The organism is Lentzea sp. NPDC004789 (assembly GCF_053601075.1).
The window spans coordinates 111,119-130,069 of record NZ_JBSGBE010000005.1 but is presented as its reverse complement, the minus strand read 5'-3'; the positions used below and the strand labels follow the sequence as shown (position 1 = coordinate 130,069).

The 18,951-nt window shown below is 69.9% G+C and carries 17 protein-coding genes; 7 read left to right on the top strand and 10 right to left on the bottom strand.

The annotated features are described in order from the left end of the window. Nucleotides 1-341: 341 nt before the first annotated feature. From ACWEIJ_RS13440 to lnt, 3 genes are read right to left on the bottom strand one after another with little or no spacing between them, the layout of a single operon-like run. Entirely contained in the window at nucleotides 342-1,307 is a 966-nt protein-coding gene (locus ACWEIJ_RS13440; protein WP_449837433.1) for an aldo/keto reductase, read from the bottom strand. Between the two features lie 60 nt (nucleotides 1,308-1,367). Then, nucleotides 1,368-2,135 carry a polyprenol monophosphomannose synthase gene (locus ACWEIJ_RS13435; RefSeq protein WP_449837432.1) on the bottom strand — a complete coding sequence of 256 codons (768 nt, stop codon included), beginning with the start codon at nucleotides 2,133-2,135 and terminating at the stop codon, nucleotides 1,368-1,370. Continuing rightward, nucleotides 2,119-3,666 (bottom strand): apolipoprotein N-acyltransferase, encoded by a 1,548-nt coding sequence (gene lnt, locus ACWEIJ_RS13430; protein WP_449837431.1) that lies wholly within the window; start codon nucleotides 3,664-3,666, stop codon nucleotides 2,119-2,121. The genes ACWEIJ_RS13435 and lnt overlap by 17 nt, the downstream gene beginning before the upstream one ends. A 36-nt stretch (nucleotides 3,667-3,702) precedes the next feature. Here lnt and ACWEIJ_RS13425 point away from each other — a divergent pair, with 36 nt between their 5' ends. Both ACWEIJ_RS13425 and ACWEIJ_RS13420 read left to right on the top strand, forming a co-directional pair. Continuing rightward, nucleotides 3,703-5,082: a class I adenylate-forming enzyme family protein gene (locus ACWEIJ_RS13425; RefSeq protein ID WP_449837430.1), complete on the top strand. Its 1,380-nt coding sequence runs from the start codon at nucleotides 3,703-3,705 to the stop codon at nucleotides 5,080-5,082. Nucleotides 5,083-5,109: 27 nt separating this feature from the next. Continuing rightward, nucleotides 5,110-5,715 carry a TetR/AcrR family transcriptional regulator gene (locus ACWEIJ_RS13420; protein WP_355437643.1) on the top strand — a complete coding sequence of 202 codons (606 nt, stop codon included), beginning with the start codon at nucleotides 5,110-5,112 and terminating at the stop codon, nucleotides 5,713-5,715. Here ACWEIJ_RS13420 and ACWEIJ_RS13415 read toward each other — a convergent pair. Next, nucleotides 5,619-6,881, bottom strand: a complete 1,263-nt coding sequence (locus ACWEIJ_RS13415) for a hypothetical protein (protein ID WP_449837429.1) — start codon at nucleotides 6,879-6,881, stop codon at nucleotides 5,619-5,621. The genes ACWEIJ_RS13420 and ACWEIJ_RS13415 overlap by 97 nt on opposite strands. 134 nt (nucleotides 6,882-7,015) lie before the next feature. Between ACWEIJ_RS13415 and ACWEIJ_RS13410 the strand changes: the two genes are divergently transcribed. After that, the gene (locus tag ACWEIJ_RS13410; protein ID WP_449837428.1) at nucleotides 7,016-7,210 is read left to right on the top strand and encodes a PspC domain-containing protein; all 195 of its coding nucleotides are present in this window, start codon (nucleotides 7,016-7,018) and stop codon (nucleotides 7,208-7,210) included. Here the strand turns inward: ACWEIJ_RS13410 and ACWEIJ_RS13405 are convergent. From ACWEIJ_RS13405 to ACWEIJ_RS13380, 6 genes are all read right to left on the bottom strand, one after another. Further along, entirely contained in the window at nucleotides 7,204-8,409 is a 1,206-nt protein-coding gene (locus ACWEIJ_RS13405; protein ID WP_449837763.1) for a vWA domain-containing protein, read from the bottom strand. The two genes, ACWEIJ_RS13410 and ACWEIJ_RS13405, sit on opposite strands and share 7 nt — an antisense overlap. Before the next feature lie 2 nt (nucleotides 8,410-8,411). Continuing rightward, nucleotides 8,412-9,602: an AAA family ATPase gene (locus ACWEIJ_RS13400; protein WP_449837427.1), complete on the bottom strand. Its 1,191-nt coding sequence runs from the start codon at nucleotides 9,600-9,602 to the stop codon at nucleotides 8,412-8,414. Nucleotides 9,603-9,635: 33 nt separating this feature from the next. Next, complete coding sequence (locus ACWEIJ_RS13395; protein ID WP_449837426.1) at nucleotides 9,636-10,859, bottom strand: hypothetical protein; 1,224 nt, start codon at nucleotides 10,857-10,859, stop codon at nucleotides 9,636-9,638. An 86-nt stretch (nucleotides 10,860-10,945) separates the two neighbouring features. Further along, nucleotides 10,946-11,101 (bottom strand): DUF397 domain-containing protein, encoded by a 156-nt coding sequence (locus ACWEIJ_RS13390; RefSeq protein ID WP_449837425.1) that lies wholly within the window; start codon nucleotides 11,099-11,101, stop codon nucleotides 10,946-10,948. A gap of 10 nt (nucleotides 11,102-11,111) precedes the next feature. Continuing rightward, the gene (locus ACWEIJ_RS13385; protein ID WP_449837424.1) at nucleotides 11,112-11,918 is read right to left on the bottom strand and encodes a helix-turn-helix domain-containing protein; all 807 of its coding nucleotides are present in this window, start codon (nucleotides 11,916-11,918) and stop codon (nucleotides 11,112-11,114) included. Between the two features lie 95 nt (nucleotides 11,919-12,013). After that, nucleotides 12,014-12,787 (bottom strand): bestrophin-like domain, encoded by a 774-nt coding sequence (locus ACWEIJ_RS13380; RefSeq protein WP_449837423.1) that lies wholly within the window; start codon nucleotides 12,785-12,787, stop codon nucleotides 12,014-12,016. Nucleotides 12,788-13,021: 234 nt separating this feature from the next. Between ACWEIJ_RS13380 and ACWEIJ_RS13375 the strand changes: the two genes are divergently transcribed. The 4 genes from ACWEIJ_RS13375 to ACWEIJ_RS13360 all read left to right on the top strand — a co-directional run bounded on the left by ACWEIJ_RS13375 (nucleotide 13,022) and on the right by ACWEIJ_RS13360 (nucleotide 18,937). Then, nucleotides 13,022-15,058, top strand: a complete 2,037-nt coding sequence (locus ACWEIJ_RS13375) for a hypothetical protein (protein ID WP_449837422.1) — start codon at nucleotides 13,022-13,024, stop codon at nucleotides 15,056-15,058. A 73-nt stretch (nucleotides 15,059-15,131) separates the two neighbouring features. Continuing rightward, on the top strand, nucleotides 15,132-15,686 hold the full coding sequence (locus ACWEIJ_RS13370) for an EF-hand domain-containing protein (RefSeq protein WP_449837421.1): 555 nt from the start codon (nucleotides 15,132-15,134) through the stop codon (nucleotides 15,684-15,686). Nucleotide 15,687: 1 nt separating this feature from the next. Next, nucleotides 15,688-16,404: a GNAT family N-acetyltransferase gene (locus ACWEIJ_RS13365; protein ID WP_449837420.1), complete on the top strand. Its 717-nt coding sequence runs from the start codon at nucleotides 15,688-15,690 to the stop codon at nucleotides 16,402-16,404. A gap of 154 nt (nucleotides 16,405-16,558) precedes the next feature. Further along, nucleotides 16,559-18,937, top strand: coding sequence for an ATP-binding cassette domain-containing protein (locus ACWEIJ_RS13360; protein ID WP_449837419.1), 2,379 nt, complete (start codon nucleotides 16,559-16,561; stop codon nucleotides 18,935-18,937). Nucleotides 18,938-18,951 lie beyond the last annotated feature (14 nt).

Genomic DNA, 18,951 nt, shown 5'->3' with positions numbered 1-18,951 from the left:
CACGCAGCACGAAACGTCCCCGCGTACCCCACCAACCACAGCGGACCACCGCCACAACCCGCCCAGCCACAGCTAGTACGCGGGGAGCTTTCGTACTCTCACGCAGCACGAAACGTGCCCACGTACCCCACCAACCACAGCGGACCACCGCCACAACCCGCCCAGCCGCAACTAGTACGCGGGGAGCTTTCGTACTCTCACGCAGTACGAAACGTCCCCACGTACCCCACCAACCACAGCGGACCACCGCCACAACCCGCCCAGCCGCAGCTAGTACGCGGGGAGCTTTCGTACTCTCACGCAGTACGAAACGTCCCCGCGTGCCTCAAGGAGGCGAGGGGTCAGGCTGTGTCGAGGCGGCGGCGCTGGTCGTCGTCCAGCACCAGGTCCAGTGCGCCCAGGCACTCGTCGAGCTGGCTCACCGAGCTGACGCCGAGCACCGGCAGGACGGGCGGGTCGCCGCCCAGCAGCCACGCCAGCACCACCTGGTTCGGCGTCGCGCCCAGCTCGCCGGCCACGTCGTTCAGCACCGCCAGCCGCCGGCGGCTGTCCTCGTGGTCGTACTGCTCGGGCAACGGCCGGTCGGACCGCGTGTACGCACCGGACAGCAGCACCGAGTAGCCGAGCACCGTCAGGTCCGGTTCCGAGCGCGCGTAGTCGAGCATCTCGTCGCTGATGTGCGGGTTGGCGCCGAACTCGGCACCGGGCCGCGGCCGCAGGTAGGTGTGGCGCTGCTGGACGCAGGTGAACCCCGGCTGCCCCTGCGCGTGAGCGATCTGCCTGGCCTGCGCGACCCGCCACGCCGCGTGGTTGCTGCACCCCGGCACGCGGACCAGGCCGTCGGTGACCAGCGACGCGAAGGTGGCGACGGTGTCGGGCAACGGCGTGCGGCGGTCCTCGATGTGGGCGTAGTACACGTCGAGGTGGTCGGTGCCCAGGCGGCGCAGGCTGGCTTCGGCCTGCGCGCGCACGACCTCGTGGGAGAGGCCCTCCGCGTGCTCGGGCCAGGCGGCTCCCGGCGGGTCGGGCAGCGCGCCGACCTTGGTGGCCAGCACGACCCGGTCGCGCGCCTTGCGGGACGCGAGCCAGCGGCCCAGCAGTTCCTCGCTCTCGACCCCGGTCCCGCCGGGCACCCAGAACGAGTAGGTGTTCGCCGTGTCGATGAACGTGCCGCCGGCGTCGAGGAACCGGTCCAGAACGGCGAACGCGCGTTCCTCGTCGACCGTCGTGCCGAAGTACATGGTGCCCAGGCACAGCGCGCTCACGCCGAGCCCGGAGCCGCCATCGGACAGCATCCGAGTTTGCACGTCTTCTTCCCCCAGAAAACGAACTCGGACCGTCCGGATCGGACGGTCCGAGTGGACGAACTACTTCTTCTTGCCGGAGAACAGCTCCCTGATCTGGTTGCCGCGCCGACGCAGACCCCACTTCGTCACGCGGATCAGCGCCTCGCGGACGATGTTGCCGCTCATCTTCGACTCGCCGAACTCGCGCTCCTGGAACGTGATCGGCACCTCGCGCACGCGGAACCCGAGCTCCAGCGTCCGCCACAGCAGGTCGATCTGGAAGCAGTAGCCGGCCGAGGCGACCGAGGCGAGGTTCAGCTTGCGCAGGGTGTCCGCGCGGAACGCCCGGTAGCCGCCCGTCATGTCGCGGATGTTCGCGCCCAGCGCCAGCCGCGAGTAGAGCGAGCCGCCCAGCGACAGCAGCTTGCGCTGCGTCGGCCAGTTCACGACCTCGCCGCCGGGCACCCAGCGCGAGCCCAGCACGAGGTCCGCGGACGGCAGCGCGTCGAGCAACCGGTGCAGCTGCTCCGGCGCATGCGAGCCGTCAGCGTCCATTTCGCACACAACGCCGTAGTCGCGTTCGAGCGCCCACTGGAAGCCCGCGACGTACGCGGCGCCCAGCCCGGCCTTCTCGGTGCGGTGCATCACGTGGACGCGCTCGTCGGCGGCGGCCATCTCGTCGGCCAGCTGGCCGGTGCCATCGGGGCTGCCGTCGTCGACCACCAGCACGTGCACGTCGGGCAGTGCCGTGTGCAGTCTCTTGACGATCTTTCCGATGTTGTCCCGCTCGTTGTAGGTCGGGATCACCACCAGCACCTGCCCGAGATCCTGGTCAGGCTGCTGCGCCATTCGAGTCCTTCCGTCGTCGGATGAGGCCGAGCGCCAACGCGGCCAGGCCCGCAGCGGTCAGCACCCACTCGGGCCAGGCACCCAGCCAGGTCGCCAGCGTAGTCTGTGACCGCAGCGGCAGTGTCGCGACCAGGGCTCCCGGCTCGAAAAGCCCAGTCTTCTGAGTGACGGAACCGTCGGGCTGCACGATCGCGCTGACCCCCGAAGTGGCCGCCACGACCACTGCCCGGCCGTGCTCCACGGCACGCACGCGTGACATGGAAAGCTGCTGGTAGGTCATCTCCGTGTAGCCGAACGTGGCGTTGTTCGTGGGGATCGCGATGATCGTCGCGCCGGCCTTCACGGAGTCGCGGACGACTGAGTCGAACGCCACTTCGTAACACGTGTCAAGTGCGACCTTCGCGGGCCCCATGACGAAACCGTCCGGGTCCGAACCGGGCTGGAACACACCCGCACGGTCCACGGTGGACGTGAACAGCCGGAAGAACGACCGCATCGGCATCGTCTCGCCGAACGGCTGGAGCTTGCGCTTGGTGTAGGTGTCGGTCGGCCCCTTCTCGGGGTCCCAGAGCACCATCTGGTTGCGCGGCAGCCCGTCGCCCCGGTCGATCACCACGGCGCCCACCGCGATCGGCGCCTTGATCGCCTTCGCGGCCGTGTCGATCACCTCGGCGGCGTCGGCGTTGCGGAACGGGTCGATGTCGGACGAGTTCTCCGGCCAGATCACGACGTCCGGCTGCTTCACCTTGCCCGCGGCGACGTCCGCGGCCAGTTCGATCGTCCTCTTGGCGTGGTTGTCGAGCACCGCGCGGCGCTGCGAGTTGAAGTCGAGCCCGGCGCGCGGCACGTTGCCCTGGATGGCGGCGACCGTGACGGTCCCGGCGGAGGCGTCGAGCCCGACCGGCACCACGAACCCGACCAGCAGCGGCACCACGACCAGCGGCAGGCCCACCTTCCAGTTCCGGAGCACCCAGAACAGCCCGAAACCGGTCAGCACCACCGCGAACGACACCAGCGGCGCACCGCCCAGCGAGGCGAGCGGCAGGTACCAGCCCTCCGGCTGCCCGAACGCGATCTTGCCCCAGGTGAAGCCGCCGAACGGGAACACCCCGCGCAACGCCTCGTCCGCCACCCACAGGCACGCTGCCCACAGCGGCCACCCCGGCACCCGCGAGACCGCCGCCATCGCCGTCGTGCCGATGGAGATCATCAGCGCGCACGCGAGCGCCAGCGGCAGCCACGCGATCAGCCCGACGAACTCACCGGTCCACCGCAGCAGCGGCACCATGAACCCGAGCCCGAACAGCAGCCCGTAGCCGAACCCGGCCCGCGCCTTGCGGCCGTGGATCGTCCACGCCAGCAACGCGAACCCGACCGGCGCGAGGAACCACAGCGGACGTGGCGGGAAGCTCAGGTAGATCAGCGCACCGCCGGCGACGGCGAGCGCGGCGCGCAACAGCACCGGGCGGCTCAACCGTCGTCGGCGAGCGGGCAATTCCGGCGATTCCGGCGCGATGGGGGGTGCGACCACCCGATCAGCCTACGAGGCCAGGAGTACACAGGACGTATGACCTACGTGGATCTTGTCCTCGAAAAGCTTTCCACGGATGGCGATCGCGAGGCGGTGATCGGCGGCGACACCCGCCTCACCCGTGCCCAGGCCCGCGACCTGCTGTTTCGACTCGCCGACGGGCTCGTGCGGCGCGGGGTGCGGCCCGGCGACGGCGTGGCGGTGTACGTCGGCAACACCCCCGAGGCCGTCCTGCTGAACCTCGCCGTCCACCTGCTCGGCGGACGGCTGGTCTACGTGCCGCCGGAGCCCGGTACCGCCGAGCTCAAGGCCCTCATCGAACGCGCGGACGTCACCGCGGTGGTGGTCGACCCGTCGTTCGGCACGCAGATCGACGGCTGGCACCTCCAGGACCTGCCCGGCAACCCGGTCGAACGCGACCCGCACCCGGAGTTCGCGACGGTCTTCTACACCGGCGGCACGACCGGGCTGCCGAAGCTCGCCGTGCACCGCTCCGGCAGGACCGGGCTCTGGGAGACGCGCGCGAGCCTGCCCCCGATGAACCTGCTCGCCAACACCCTCATCACCCACGGCAGCGGCGCCGGCGCGACGATGACCGCGTTGCTCACCGGGTCGAAGCTCGTGCTGGGCCCGTCGACGTTCGACGCGGACACGTTCGTGCGCCTGGCGCGCGACGAGCAGATCAACATGACGATCTTCGTGCCGCCGATGATGTACGAGGTGCTCGACCACCCGGACTGCCCCGGCCCGCAGTTCCACGTGATGGTCGGCGGGTCGCCGCTCGCCCCGAAGCGCCTGCGCCAGGCGTTCCAGAAGTGGGGCCCGGTGGTCAACCAGGGTTACGGCATGACCGAGGCCCACGCCATCACGATGATGCCCGCCTCCGAGGTCGACCTCGACCGCCCGGACACCCTGCGCACGGTCGGCAAGCGCAACCCCCTCACCGAGGTCGAGATCCGCGACGGCGACGTGTGGGTGCGCGGCCCGTTCGTGATGGAGGGCTACTGGGGCGAGCCGCCGTTGAGCGAGACCAGCGACGGCTGGTTCAACACCGGCGACATGGGCTACTTCGACGACGACGGCTACCTCTACCTCAACGACCGCAGCAAGGACGTCATCGTCACGGGCCGGACGTCGGACAACGTCTACTCACGGCTGCTTGACGACTTCGCCGTCACGCTTCCCGGTGTCCGCCAGGCGGCGGCGGTCGCGCAGCCCGACGAGGCACTCGGCGAGGTGGTCCACCTGTTCCTGGTCACCGACGGCTCGGATGTCGATGTCGACAGGATTCGCGCTTCGGTCGTCGCCGAACTGGGTGAGCTTTACCAGCCCAGGGGCGTGACGGTCGTCGACCAGCTGCCCCTGACGAAGGTGGGAAAGGTCGACAAGCGCAAGCTTCGTTCCCAGTTTCGGTAAGGTTCAGGGCAAACCAGGAGGTGACGGATGCCCCGTCCAAGCGTGGAAGCCGAACGCAAGGCGCAGATCCTCGCGTCCACCTGCAAGGTGATCGCGGCCACCGGCTTCCGTCATCTCCGGGTGTCCGATGTCGCCAAGGACGCGGGCGTCTCCGGCGGCACGGTGCACTACTACTTCGAGACCAAGCGCGAGCTGACCGACGCGGCGTTCGAGCACTGCTTCGAGCAGTCGGTCAGCCGCCGCCGCTGGATCCTCGAGTCCGACGAACCACCGTTGTCGCGCCTGCGCATGGTGGTCGAGTCGTACCTGCCGGAGGGCGCCGAGACGGTCGAGGCGTGGAAGGTCTGGGCCGAGCTGTGGGTCGAGGCCATCCGCAACCCCGAGCTGCAGGAGCTCAACGAGCGCTTCTACGGCGAGTGGCGCGACATCGTGGCGAGCATCTTCCGCGACGGCCAGGCCTCCGGCGACATCCACAACTCCGGAGACCCGGTCGAGCTGGCGAACATGATGGTCAGCATGCTCGACGGCCTGGCGCTTCAGGTGCTCGCGGGCTCGAAGGCCATGACCGTGGACGCCATGCGCACCACCTGCCTGAGGTTCGTCGACCAGCTCTCGACGGCACCGGTCGGGTAGCCGAGCCCGCTCGTCAGCAGGCACAGCACGATCAGCAACGCCACCGGCGTGCGCGTGAAACCCAGGAACAGCAAGCCTTTCGGCACCGGCACGGTCTCCGCGAACCGCTGCGCCTCGCTCAGCAGCAGCCCGGCGAACATCAGGAACACCACCGCCAGCGGCAACGTGCGCCCGAGCGCGCCCACCACGACGAGCGACCCGCTCGCGACGAGCACGACCGCCGCGGTGAACCACCAGTGGTGCGGCGAGTGCCACGGCCCCTTGGCCGACCGCGCCATCAGCCAGTCGCCGAACAGGATCGCGATGATCGTGAGCACCAGCACCCGCATCGCCGTCAGCACGCCCGGCCCGTCGGGTTCGTAGGCCATCGGCACGTAGGCGGCACCGAGCGCGACGAGCGGTGTGATCGCGAGCCCGCGCGCCACCCGCAGCACCGCCGGCCGCTGCCGCGCGTCGGGCCGCATCGCCACCCTGGCCCTGGCCCGCTCGGCCTCCCCGATCTTGCACCGCGCGGCCTCCGCGTCGCCCTGCTCCCACACCACCCACACCAGCCCGAGCGCCACGACCACGCCGAGCACGACCGCGTACCCGGTCAGCTGCCGCGGCCCGTACACCCAGCCGACGGCCCCGACCAGCACGCACAACCCGAGCCGGATCAACGACCCCAGCTCCGGCCGCGCGCTGCGCCACGTCTTCTGCGGCCACGACGTGAGCACCAGCCGCCGCATGACGAACCAGACGCTCGCGCCCAGCGCCACGGCCGCCGTCCACATCGCGAGCCCGATCCCGGGCTGCCGCAACGACCTCGTGTCCCCGAACAGCAGCACGGCCGCGACGATCGCGACGACGGAGGCCGGAATCCTGAGGCGCCCCAACGCCCACAGGTGCTCCCGCACCCACCGGTCGCGGTTGCGCCAGGCCGACTCGGCGGCGATCAGCGCCAGCAGTCCGAGCGCCCCGTAGCCCACCGGGTTGCCGGCGAGGTGCGAGAGCGCGAGCACGGCGATCGGCACCGCCCGCGGCACCGGGCTGTCCGCGAGCGTGAGGCTGCGCAACGGCGACGGCTGCGCTGTTCGTTCCTTCGTCCTGAGCCACTGCCAGGCGCGCCAGAGCAGTGGGACGTACACCGCAATGAAGACCACGTCGACGAGGAGATTGACGTTCATCTCGGCTCCCCAAGGTTCGGGACAACCGTGACGTCGCAGGTCAGAGCCTCGGGGTTACCTGCTGTAACACGTCCGGGTGAAATCAGGGTTCATCCCCGATGCAACAGGTGGACCAACCGGCGCATTGTGGGTATATGACCACGACAGTCGCATTGAGCAGGCCCAGGACCAACCGGATGATCGCGGGTGTGTGCGCGGGGCTCGCCCAGCGCTGGGGCATGAGCGCGGGCACCGTGCGCCTGCTGTTCCTGCTGTCCTGCCTGCTGCCGGGACCGCAGTTCGTCGTCTACCTCGTGCTGTGGGTGATGATCCCCGACCGCGGCTACTGACCGATCACCACCACCCGCGCCCAGTCGGGCGGCGCGTCCGGAACGTGGTCGGGATCGTCCTCGTTCACGTGGATTTCTCGCGGGAACAGCCCCACGACCGTCCGGCACGACGGTTTCGCGTCAGGCCAAGGGGTTTGCCCGTCGGTCAGGGCGACGACGACGTCGGGGCGCCTGCGCAGCGCCTTGGCGAAACCGGCGCGCAGGTCCGTGCCGCCTCCGCCCACCAGCGGGATCCCTTCCGCACGGCACAACGGATTCGTCACGTGGGCGGCGGCGTCGCACGACAGCACCGACACGAGGTCGCGCCGCCCGCCGACCGCCCGGACGATCGCGGCGATCTCCAGCAGCGCACTGCCCAGTTCGCCGTCGCTCACCGACCCGGAGGTGTCGACGATGACGACGACGCGGGGCGGCCGGCGCCGCAGGCTCGGCAGCACGACTCCGGGCAACGCGGCGGACCGGCGTGAGGGCCGGCGGTAGGTGTAGTCCTCCCCCGCGCCGGGAGCGGACACGGCGGACCGGACCGCGGCGCCCAGCAGGTCCCGCCACGGTTGCGGCGGGTGGAACGCCTCCTCGGCCCACCGCTTCCAGCCCGCGGGGACGCTGCCGGGAAAGGCCGTGATCCCCTGCGCCACCCGGAACCGGACGGCGTCGCGTTCGAAGTCGCTGAGCCCGTGCGCGCCGTCCGGTCCCAGGTCCCAGTCCCGTTCCAGCCCGTCGGCGCCGCTGCCGCAGTCGAGCCAGGTGAACGCGTTGGTGTGCGGCCCGAGCCGGAACTGGCGCAGGTAGTCCTCCATCAGCTGACCGGACGGCAACCTGAGCAGGTGCGGCAGGACGGCGTCCTCCGGGCAGACCAGCCCGTCGCCGAACACGTCGTCGTTGATCTCGCAGTCCGCCGCGATGTTCATCCGCAGCCGCTCGCCCGCCCCGGTCAGCCCGTGCGCGGCGGCGAACCGGTCGCCGCGCCCGTGGTGGTCCCGCAGCAGGTGGGAGACCTCGTGCACCCACACCCCGGCGAGCTCCTCCACCGGCGTGCGGTCCACGAACCCCGGCGAGACGTAGCAACGCCAGTGCCGGTCCACGGCCATCGTCGGCACCCGCCGCGACTCCACCACGTGCAGGGCGAACAACGCCGTGGCCAGGTAGGGCCGGCACCGGACCGCGTGCAGCCGGGCGGCGAACAGCTTCTCGGTGTCCATGATCACGCGGCCACCACGCGGTCGGCCCGCTGCCCCACCGAGATCGCCCCGGCCAGCCGCTCGATCTGCTCGGGCACCTGCCAGTCGTCCCGGCGCAACGCGGCGAGCGTGGCCGCGGGCACGACCACGAGGTCAGGCGCCCCGGTCTCCAGCGCCAGCACCAGCAGTGCCCACGCCGCGTTCCAGCGCGACTCCTCCGGCCGCTTCCGCACCGCCTCCACGACCCCGTCGAGCACCACCTGACGCAGGTCGCCGCGCTCGGGCAGGACGGCGTCCGCCGGGTTCGCGAGCAGCGCCTCGGGGTCCGGCAGGTCCATCCGGTCGAGGCTCGCCAGCAGCTCCAGACCGGGACCGTCCCCCACCGCGCCGCGCACCAGCACCGACAGCACCTCCCGTTCGGTGCCGGCCGCGGTCGCGAACGCGATCAGCCGCAGCGCCATGTCCCAGCTGCGCGGCGACGGCCAGGCACCGCCCCGGCGCACCTCGTTCTTCGGCAGCTGGTGCACGAGTCCCGGCCGGGCGGCCAGCAGCCCGCACACCGCCCGCCGGGCGAACGCCACGGCGTCGCGCAGTCGTTCCGGATCGAGCCGCGGCAGCTCCGCCTTCGGCCACGTGCCACCGAGCCCGCGCACCACCACGTCGTAGTCGTGCTTCCACTGCAGATGCACGAACCGGTTGGCCAGCGGCGGGCTCAGCTCCCAGCCGTCGGCGGCGGACGACCGCGGGTTGGCGGCGGCCACGATCCGAACGCCCGGCGGCAGCTTCAGGGCACCGATCCGGCGTTCCAGCACCACCCGCAGCAACGCGGCCTGCACGGCGGGCGGCGCGGTGGACAGCTCGTCCAGGAACAACAGCCCGTGGCCCGCTTCGACCAGACGCACGGCCCAGTCGGGCGGGGCCATCGCCACGCCCTGGGTCGCGGGATCGTCGCCGACCACGGGCAGACCGGCGAAGTCGGAGGGCTCGTGCACGCTGGCGATCACCGTGGTCAGCGGCAGGTCGAGCGCGTCGGCGAGGTGGGTGAGGGCCGCGGTCTTGCCGATGCCCGGTTCGCCCCACAGCAGCACGGGCAGATCGGCGGACACGGCCAGCGTCAGGGCTTCCAGCTGGGGGTCGGTGCGGGGCTCGGTGGTGGTGTCGCCGAGCAGGGCGAGGAGGTCGGCGGCGGTGGAAAGCGGGCGCGCGAAAGTCATGTGTGGGATCACCTTGGGGTTTGAGGTGGGAGGTCAGTAGAAGAGCGGTTGGCGCCGACGAGTGCGACGACTCGGACGACGAGAGTCCTTAGTGGACGGAGAAGAGCACGTGCCCGCCAGTCCCGCGCGGTACAACCCGTGCGCCACCTGGCGTTCCGCCGCCGTCCGCAGCTCGTCGCGCAACGCGCCCTCGCGCAGGAGGGCCTGCGGGCCGAGCAGGTCTTCGACGACGGCGAGGGCACCGGCGGTGTCGCCGTGGTCGAGCCGGGCGCGCACGTCGACGAGGTTCTCCGGCTGCCGGTGTGCCATGTCGATCGCCTGCAGGCACGGCAACGGCGTGCCGCCCAGCGCGGCCAGCAGTTCCTCGCGCCGGATCTCGGCGGGGTCGTGGTCCAGCGCCACGAGCACGCCGTCCACGATGCCGATCCGGTGTGTGGCGCCACGGCAGTCCACGAGACGTGAATCCGTTGCGATGCCGGGACTTCGGGGCGTTTCGGCCCCGAGCGCCGACGCGACCAGCGGGTGCAGCCGGTCGGCGTCGATCAACCCGGCGTGCAGCAGTTCGACGTCCGGTGGCAGCCAGGTCGACGCGTCCGGCAGCTCGACCGCCGGACCCGGCGCGTCCGGGTTGAGGACGAGACGGCGCCGGGCACCGAGCCGAACGACGACAGGTGCGCCGGCGCGCAGCAGTGCGGCCTCGGCCAGCCAGCGGATGGTGGGGTCGTCGTCCGGGGTACCGGACCGTTCGCGCAGCTCCGCGGTTCTGCGCGCGTCCCACAGGTGGCGGTGCAGGTCGAGGCGGAAACGCCGGCTGGGATGCGGATGGGGATGCCCGCCCGCGCCTGCCAGAGGCCTGGCCGGATCCCACAGGGCGAGGCTGATCCGCTGACCGGCGTCCGCCCACCCCGGTGGTGTGCGCGCCACGAGGTGCAGAGAGCCGTACCGGGCCAGGGAGACGGTGAGGCCGGGCCGCAGCAGGCCGTCAGGGCTGATTCGAGGAAAGTGCCAGCGCAACAGGTCGGGAGCCAGGTGACGCAGATCGGCGCGCAGCGTTGCCGCGCACTCGCTGCCGTGGGTGCGTCCCACGGCACGCAACTGCAGATCCACGTCGACCCGCGCGGCGGCGCAGGCCCCAGACCAGTCGCCCACCGCACGGCGGGCGGTCGCGGACTCGATCATCGACGTCGGCACGGCGAACTCGCGCACGTGCGACCAGAAGGTGAGGCGGGAGTGGTCGTTCGCGGTGTGGTGGTGCATCAGCACTCACCTTTGGCGAACGAGACCCCCGATCTGCTCCAGGAGGTGATCATCGCCGCAACCGTAGCACCACGCGCAAGAGACTTTCAGGCGTTCACCAGACGAAGGAACGCCTCCCAGGCCGCCGGGCTCACCGGCACGTGGGCGGCGGGCGCCTTGGAGTCCCGGATGCCGATGCCACGCCCGACCTCGACGCAGTCCTGGCCGGTCGCGCTGTAACTGCTCTTCCGCCACTCGACCATCCGAGCCTCCTCAGGACACGATGCTGGTGATCAACTCCCTTGATTCTTCCCTACCGAGGGCGACGCGGTCCATTGCCTTCACCGCGTCCAGATAAAGCCTGGTCGACGCCTTGTCATCAAGAAACAAAGCCGAGTTCAGGCCACCGTCGAAGACGACTGGTTCGTACTTGTCGAACTTCAGGAGGGTGAAGTCACCGGTGAGCGCACGTCCCGACGGCAAGATCCGCAGGGTGATGTACGGCCGCACCAACATCCGAAGCAGCTCGTGAAGCTGCTCGGCCAGCACGTCGGCGCCACCGACCGGCGAGTACAGAACAGGTTCGTAGACGTAGAAGACGAACTTCTTGTGCCCTGCCACGATTCCCCGACGATCGATCCGAGCCGAGACCCACTCCCCTACGTTCTCCTCCTTGACGAAGGGGGAGTCCTCAACCACAGCGCGCGCGTACGGCTCGATCTGCAGCAGTCCAGGAATGAACAGCGAACTCCAGATCACGATCTCCTTCGCCAGCCGCTCGTGCTGGATGAGCGTCCGGAGATGGGGCGGCAACACCGACTCGTAGAGCTGCAGCCAACCCTTCTCCCTCGATTCCAGGAAAAGTCCCTTCAGATACTGGAACTCGTCCGGCCCCACCCCACACAAGCCCAGCAGGAAAGTGAACTCCTCCAGCGAGGTGCCGCCCTTCCCGTTGACGAGGTCGGACAGCTTGGCGTGCTCCCAGCCGAGCCGCCGGGCCAGCTCGGCTTCCTTCAGGCCGGTCCGGGCGATCGTGGCGCGGAGGATCTCACCGAACTCGCGTCCCAGCACAGTGGACACTCTCTTTGGCATGCCAGGAAAGTAGACCCGCCGCTCCCTCCGCCTCCATCATTTCGGACCCAAAATGACCCGAAGGAAGCAGACGTGGAAGGCTTCTACGGAATCGCGCCGAGCTCGTCCGTGACCTTCGTGAACGAGTCCGGCTCCACCCGCAACGCTCCGCGGAACGGTTGCTGCATCCCAACGCACACCACACACACGAACGCCAACACGGCCGCCGTCACGCACATCTGCAACACGTGCCGAGTCCGCCCGGAGAACCCGATGAGCAACGGGAACGCGATCATCCCGATGGCCCCGGCGATCGTCCCGAACAGCATCAGCTCGCCGGTGTTGTCGAGCCCGTCGGCCTGGTCCAGCCGTTCCCGCCGCAGGTCGGTGATCTCCCGCAGCCGTTCCAGGACCCGCTCCCGCGCGCTCTTCACCGAGTCCGGCGTCGAGGGCAACGACAGGACCTCGGTGTGCAGCGAGGCCAGCGCCGAAGCCGTGCCGGGGTCGGACTCGCCCGCCGCCAGCCGGGGCCACTCCTCGTCCGCCACCTGCTGCGGGTACGACTGCAGCAGCCGGCGGACGTGGTCGCGTTGCGGTTGCGGCAGCACACCGGTCTGCCAGTAGGCGTCCGCGACGGCGGCGGCCTCGCGGGCGGCGTTGTCCTCGGCGGTGCCGCTCTCCTCCCAGACGATCACCATGTAGAACGCCAGCGCGACGATGAACAGGCCGCTGATCACCGCGCCCAGGAAGCCGCGCGAGTCCGCGTCGCGTTCGTCGGCCTGTTCGTGCGCGCGGGAGCGTCCGAGCAGAAGGCAGGCCACGGCGGTGACGACCACTGACGCGATGACAACAACCAGCGCGGTCCACATGGCGTCCATCTCCGCACAGGGAAGCCCGGTTTGACCACCAACTCCACGCTTCCCGGCGGTTTCCGCCGCCCGTCAAGAGCAACCGAGGTTGATCATGCCCACCAGTGGTCCACATGGGAGCGTTAACAAGAAGCCGTTGAACACGAACAGGAGAACCGCGGGGCGAAAGTCCTCAACGGAGAGTGAGGACCGCTTGATCAACGTGCGGTGACAAGGCGGTGGAAGCGTGTCAACCTGCGTCGCATGCGTGCACCGATCCTCCTCGCCGTCGTGCTGCTGGTTCCGCTGTTCACGCCCAGCCCGGTCGCCGCGGCCGAGGTCTGGCACACCCAGTTCGACGAGGCGGTGCGCGGGGACGTCGTGGTCGTCGGCAACGCCGTCCTGACCTGCCCGGCGCCGGAACAGGCCGGGCCGAATCCCAAGTACCCGCCGCAGTCCTGTGTGGACGCCCAGAACCGCAAGGGTCACGGCCCTTCGGCGCAGAACAACGGCCACCGCATGTCGTGGACCGACATCGACGGCGACCCGGCGACGTTCGACTCCTCCACCGCCGGGCTGACCCTTCCCGACCACGCCACGATCGCCTACGCGAAGCTCGGCTGGGCGGGCAGTGCGACGTGCCGCGACGCGACGAACCCACCCGGCAGGCCGCAGGACCCGGTCACCCTCAACGGCGTCAAGGTGAGCCCGGACCGGTTCGTCCAGGACGCGCCGGACGAGCTCTCCGGCACCGACAACGCCTTCTACAGCGCCGAAGCCGACGTCACCCGGTTGGTCAGGAGCGGTGTCGTGACGGTCGGCAACGTCTGGGCACCCCAGGGGTTCGACTGCTTCGGCGGCTGGTCGCTGACGGTCGTGTGGCAGGAGCCCTCCGCGCCGCTGCGGCACGTGGCGGTGCACGGCGGCCATGTCCGCCTGCCGACGAAACTCCCGACGCTCAGGACCCCGATCGCCCCGACGCACGCCGCCGGCGGGGTGGTCCGCCTGGGCATCACCGCCTACGAGGGCGACTGGGCCACCGACGGCGACCAGATGCTGGTCAACGACACGTCGGTCGGTGGCCGGAACACATTCGTCTCCAACGCCCAGGGCGCGCTGCAACCCAACGTTCCCAACAACATGAGCGTCGACGCGCGCACGTTCACCCTCGCCGAGGACGCGCTCGCACCCGGCGCGAAGAGCGCGGAGCTGACGTTCCGGCGGGCCGAGGACGCCTACCTCGTGCAGAACATCGCCTGGTCGTTCCCGCTGCCCGAGCTGACGCTGGCGATCGACCCGGAGCACCCGGCCGCCCATCCCAAGGACAACGTCGCCCACACGGCGACCGTCACCAACGCCGGTGACGCCCCGGCGGCCGACGTGACGGTGTGCGGGCAGAAAATCGGCACAATCGCCGCCAAAGCGAAAGCCGTCCGCACCTGCGCGTCGCAAGCGGCCGAAGCCGACTACCAGACCACGCTCTCCGCAAACGGCACGAGCCTCGCCGGAGATCGGCTCGCCGCGCAGAAGACCGCAAAGGTCGAGGTGCTCCACCCGTCATTGCGGGCGACCACGACAACTGAACCCGTGACCGCTCTCCCGGGACAAGTTGTCAAATTCTCAACAACTGTGTCGAACATCGGCGACACGCCGTTGTTCAACCTCAATGCGCGCACGGCCACTAACGGCTGCACCCCGCTGCAAGGCCAGTTGAACCCCGGCGCCACGGCCACCATCGACTGCACCGCCTCCGCGGGCGACGAGTCCGGCACGCTCACCTCGACCGTCACCGCCACCGACAAGATCGGCGGCCACGCGGAGGCGTCCGCGTCCGTGCAGGTCAAGGTGGTCTACCCGCGGCTGACCATCGCCGCGGTGTGGTCGAAGGACCGTGCGGCGGACGGCGAGCCGGTCACGGTCACGATCACCGTCGGCAACCCGTCCGACCTGCCCATCGGCGACGTGCGGGTCGACGGCGAACCCGCGGCGTGCCGGCGGGCGTTTCCCCTGCTGGCGGCCCGCGAGCGCGTCACCTACACGTGCCAGGTCGCCGCTCCGGTGAATTCCCGGTTGACGGTGTCCAGCGCGGACGGCGTCGGCGAAAGCGCTCTCGTCCGGATCGAGTCGCTGACCGTTGACGCGGAACCGGTCGTGGCGCGGGCTGAGGAACCAGCGCCTCCGCGCCCGGTCGCGAACGTCGAACAAGTGTCGAAACCCGCCGTTGGTGGCGTGGCCGCGGTAATGGGCGTGATCGGCATGGTGATCGTCGCGAGCGCGTTTTCCGGACTCGGCAGGCGGTGAAGCTGAAACCGCTCCCATTCACATTCCGAAGACAGGCGTGTTCCTGCGGCCCGGAATGCGGTAGAAGGACGTCATGGAGATCACCGCCTTCCTGGATCGCAAGCTGGCTCGCCGGTTCCGGACCTACGACTCCGACGGCGACGGGTTCATCGGGCGCGATGACTTCACACACGCGGCCGAGCGCACCGCCAAGGCGTTCGGGCTGGCCGTCGACGATCCGTTGACCGTCCGGTTCCACGACACGTTGATGGGGCTGTGGGAGCAGCTCTCCTCCATCACCGGCCATGATCACAGTGGACGCATCAGCCTGCGGGAGTACCAGGAGGCGTTCGCGAACGGGTTGCTGGACTCGCCCGAGTCGTTCGAGCAGGGGTACCGGCCGTTCCTCGACGCGGCCATGGCGATCGCGGACTCCGACGGCGACGGCAAGCTGACCGTCGAGGAGCACATCACCTGGACGGGCGCGCTGCTGAACCTGTCGGAGAGCGATGCGCGGGTGATCCACGACCTGCTGTCCGACGAGGACGGGCTGATGCCCACGCAGGCGTTGATGGAGGCGATCCTGGAGTTCTACTTCTCCGAGGATCCCGCGAAGGCCGGCAACTGGCTGCTGGGCTCGCTGGACTGACGTGCTGCTCAGGACGCTGCAGGAGTACGCGGCGCGCGCCCAGCCGGCCGCGCACGTCGAGGAGGCCGGCGGCTGGTGGCTGCGGCACTCCCCCGGCGACGCCTGGTGGGTGAGCGCCGTGCTGCCGCACGACCGCGAGGACCGGGTCGCGCTCGCCGAGGAGTTCTGCGCCGAACGCGGGTCCGGCGCGCGGTTCCAGATCACGCCGGGCGTGTGCGCGGACGACCTCGACGCGCGGCTGGACGGCCGCGGCTACGAGCGCGGGCACGCCATGTCGCTGCAGATCGCCTCGACGTCGGAGGTGCTGCGGCACGCCCACGCCGACGCGGGCGCGGTGACGACCAGGCCGACCGACGCGTGGCTCGCGGCGTGGCAGGCGGTGACCAAGAGGGACGTCAGCGCCGAACGCGACCTGCTCAGCCGGGTCGAGCACCCGAGCGCCTACGCGTACGCCGAGGTGGACGGGCAGGTGGTCGCCGTCGGGCGGGCGGTGGCCGAGCAGGGCTGGGCCGGGGTGTTCGGGATGGCCACGTTGCCGCACGCACGGGGGCAGGGCGCCGCACGGTCCGTGCTCGCCGCACTGGCCTCATGGGCGGCCGCGCGCGAGGCGAACCACATGTACCTGCAGATGGAGAAGGCGAACACCAGCGCGTTCCGGCTCTACGAGCGCACGGGGTTCCGCGAGGTCTGCACGTATCACTACCGCATCCGGGGCTGACCCCCGAGCTGATCCCGATGAAGGGAACCTTCATCCACGTGGGGTCGATGAAGGTTCCCTTCATCCCGAACTTGCGCGCCGTGCAGGTTCGGCGCTCGCAACCGATCAGGAATCGAGAAGGCGGGACCCCGGTCGCGGAGTTAGGTTCTGCGCCATGACGCATGAGGCCGACACCCACGATCTGATCCGCGTGCAGGGCGCGCGGGTGAACAACCTGCGCGACGTCGACGTCGAGATCCCCAAGCGCCGCCTGACGGTCTTCACCGGCGTGTCCGGTTCCGGCAAGAGCTCGCTGGTGTTCGGCACGATCGCCGCGGAGTCGCAGCGCCTGATCAACGAGACCTACAGCGCGTTCGTCCAGGGCTTCATGCCGACCCTGCCGCGTCCCGAGGTGTACCTGCTGGAGGGCATCACCACCGCGATCCTGGTGGACCAGCAGCGGATGGGTGCCGACCCGCGCTCGACCGTCGGCACCGCGACCGACGTGAACGCGATGCTGCGGATCCTGTTCAGCCGCCTCGGCACCCCGCACATCGGTGGGCCGCAGGCGTTCTCGTTCAACGTCGCCTCGATCTCCGGCGCGGGTGCCGTGACGGTCGAGAAGGGCGGGCAGAAGGTCAAGGAGCGCCGCGAGTTCTCCATCACCGGCGGCATGTGCCCCCGTTGCGAGGGCCGCGGCCAGGTCTCCGACATCGACCTCACCGAGGTCTACGACGACTCGAAGTCGATCCTCGAGGGCGCGATCAAGGTGCCGGGCTACAGCATCGACAGCCAGTGGACCGTGCAGGCGTTCGCGCAGTCCGGGTTCATCGACCCGAACAAGCCGATCCGCAAGTACACCAAGAGGGAACTGCACGACTTCCTGTACAAGGACCCGGTCAGGATCAAGGTCAACGGCATCAACGTGACCTACGAGGGCCTGGTCCCGAAGCTGCAGAAGTCCATGCTGTCCAAGGACCGCGAGGCGCTGCAGCCGCACATCCGCGCGTTCGTCGACCGTGCCGCGACGTTCGGCACCTGCCCCGACTGCGACGGCACGCGGCTCACCGAGGCCGCCAGATCGTCGAAGATCAAGGGCGTGTCCATCGCGGACCTGTGCGACATGCAGATCACCGATCTCGCCGAGTGGATCCGCGGTCTGAAGGACAAGTCGGTCGCGCCGCTGCTGGACAAGCTCGCGCACTCGCTGGACTCGTTCGTGGAGATCGGCCTGGGCTACCTGTCGCTCAACCGTCCTGCCGGGACGTTGTCGGGCGGTGAGGCGCAGCGGGTCAAGATGATCCGGCACCTCGGGTCGGCGCTGACCGACGTGACGTACGTGTTCGACGAGCCCACGATCGGGCTGCACCCGCACGACATCGAGCGGATGAACAACCTGCTGCTGCGCTTGCGGGACAAGGGGAACACGGTTCTCGTCGTCGAGCACAAGCCGGAGACCATCGCGATCGCCGACCACATCGTCGACCTCGGGCCCGGTGCCGGTCGGGGCGGCGGCACGATCTGCTTCGAGGGATCGCTGGAGGGCCTGCGCAAGAGCGACACGGTGACCGGGCGCCACCTGGACGACCGGGCGGCGCTGAAGCCGTCGGTGCGCTCCCGCACCGGCGTGCTGGAGATCCGGGGCGCCAACAAGAACAACCTGCGCGACGTGGACGTCGACATCCCGCTCGGCGTGCTGACCGTCGTCACGGGCGTCGCCGGTTCGGGCAAGAGCTCGTTGATCCACCAGTCGATGCCGAAGGACTCCGGCGCGATCGTGGTCGACCAGACGCCGATCAAGGGCTCGCGGCGGTCCAACCCCGCGACCTACACCGGGCTGCTGGAGCCGATCCGCAAGGCGTTCGCCAAGGCCAACGGCGTGAAGCCCGCCCTGTTCAGCGCGAACTCCGAGGGCGCCTGCCCGAACTGCAACGGCGCGGGCGTGGTGTTCACAGACCTCGGCATCATGGCGACCATCGAGTCACCGTGCGACGTCTGCGAGGGCAAGCGGTTCGACCAGGCCGTGCTGGAGTTCAAGTTCGGCGGCAAGGACATCTCCGAGGTGCTGGAGATGCAGGTGGCCGAGGCGGTCGAGTTCTTCGGCTCCGGCGAGGCCAAGACCCCTGCCGCGCACGCGATCCTGGCCCGGCTCGCCGACGTCGGCCTCGGCTACCTGTCGCTCGGGCAGCCGCTGACCACGTTGTCCGGTGGTGAGCGGCAACGGCTGAAGCTCGCCACGCACATGGCGGACAAGGGCGGCATCTACGTCCTCGACGAACCCACGACCGGCCTGCACCTGGCCGACGTCGAACAGCTGCTCGGCCTGCTGGACCGGCTGGTCGACTCGGGCAAGTCGGTGATCGTGATCGAGCACCACCAGGCCGTGATGGCGCACGCCGACTGGATCATCGACCTCGGGCCCGGCGCGGGGCACGACGGCGGCAAGATCGTGTTCGAGGGCACGCCCGCCGACCTGGTGGCCGACCGGTCGACGCTGACCGGAGAGCACCTGGCCGACTACGTGGGTGCCCCGGCGCGCCGCCGGAAGCGCTGACCGGGTACCAAGTA

What these genes read in the sequence shown, in the direction of transcription:
- ACWEIJ_RS13435 (WP_449837432.1), bottom strand. Translation starts at nt 2,135, where the DNA reads ATGGCGCAGCAGCCTGACCAGGATCTCGGGCAGGTGCTGGTGGTGATC.
- ACWEIJ_RS13425 (WP_449837430.1), top strand. Translation starts at nt 3,703, where the DNA reads ATGACCTACGTGGATCTTGTCCTCGAAAAGCTTTCCACGGATGGCGAT.
- ACWEIJ_RS13420 (WP_355437643.1), top strand. Translation starts at nt 5,110, where the DNA reads ATGCCCCGTCCAAGCGTGGAAGCCGAACGCAAGGCGCAGATCCTCGCG.
- ACWEIJ_RS13415 (WP_449837429.1), bottom strand. Translation starts at nt 6,881, where the DNA reads ATGAACGTCAATCTCCTCGTCGACGTGGTCTTCATTGCGGTGTACGTC.
- ACWEIJ_RS13410 (WP_449837428.1), top strand. Translation starts at nt 7,016, where the DNA reads ATGACCACGACAGTCGCATTGAGCAGGCCCAGGACCAACCGGATGATC.
- ACWEIJ_RS13405 (WP_449837763.1), bottom strand. Translation starts at nt 8,409, where the DNA reads ATGGACACCGAGAAGCTGTTCGCCGCCCGGCTGCACGCGGTCCGGTGC.
- ACWEIJ_RS13400 (WP_449837427.1), bottom strand. Translation starts at nt 9,602, where the DNA reads ATGACTTTCGCGCGCCCGCTTTCCACCGCCGCCGACCTCCTCGCCCTG.
- ACWEIJ_RS13395 (WP_449837426.1), bottom strand. Translation starts at nt 10,859, where the DNA reads ATGCACCACCACACCGCGAACGACCACTCCCGCCTCACCTTCTGGTCG.
- ACWEIJ_RS13390 (WP_449837425.1), bottom strand. Translation starts at nt 11,101, where the DNA reads ATGGTCGAGTGGCGGAAGAGCAGTTACAGCGCGACCGGCCAGGACTGC.
- ACWEIJ_RS13380 (WP_449837423.1), bottom strand. Translation starts at nt 12,787, where the DNA reads ATGGACGCCATGTGGACCGCGCTGGTTGTTGTCATCGCGTCAGTGGTC.
- ACWEIJ_RS13375 (WP_449837422.1), top strand. Translation starts at nt 13,022, where the DNA reads ATGCGTGCACCGATCCTCCTCGCCGTCGTGCTGCTGGTTCCGCTGTTC.
- ACWEIJ_RS13370 (WP_449837421.1), top strand. Translation starts at nt 15,132, where the DNA reads ATGGAGATCACCGCCTTCCTGGATCGCAAGCTGGCTCGCCGGTTCCGG.
- ACWEIJ_RS13360 (WP_449837419.1), top strand. Translation starts at nt 16,559, where the DNA reads ATGACGCATGAGGCCGACACCCACGATCTGATCCGCGTGCAGGGCGCG.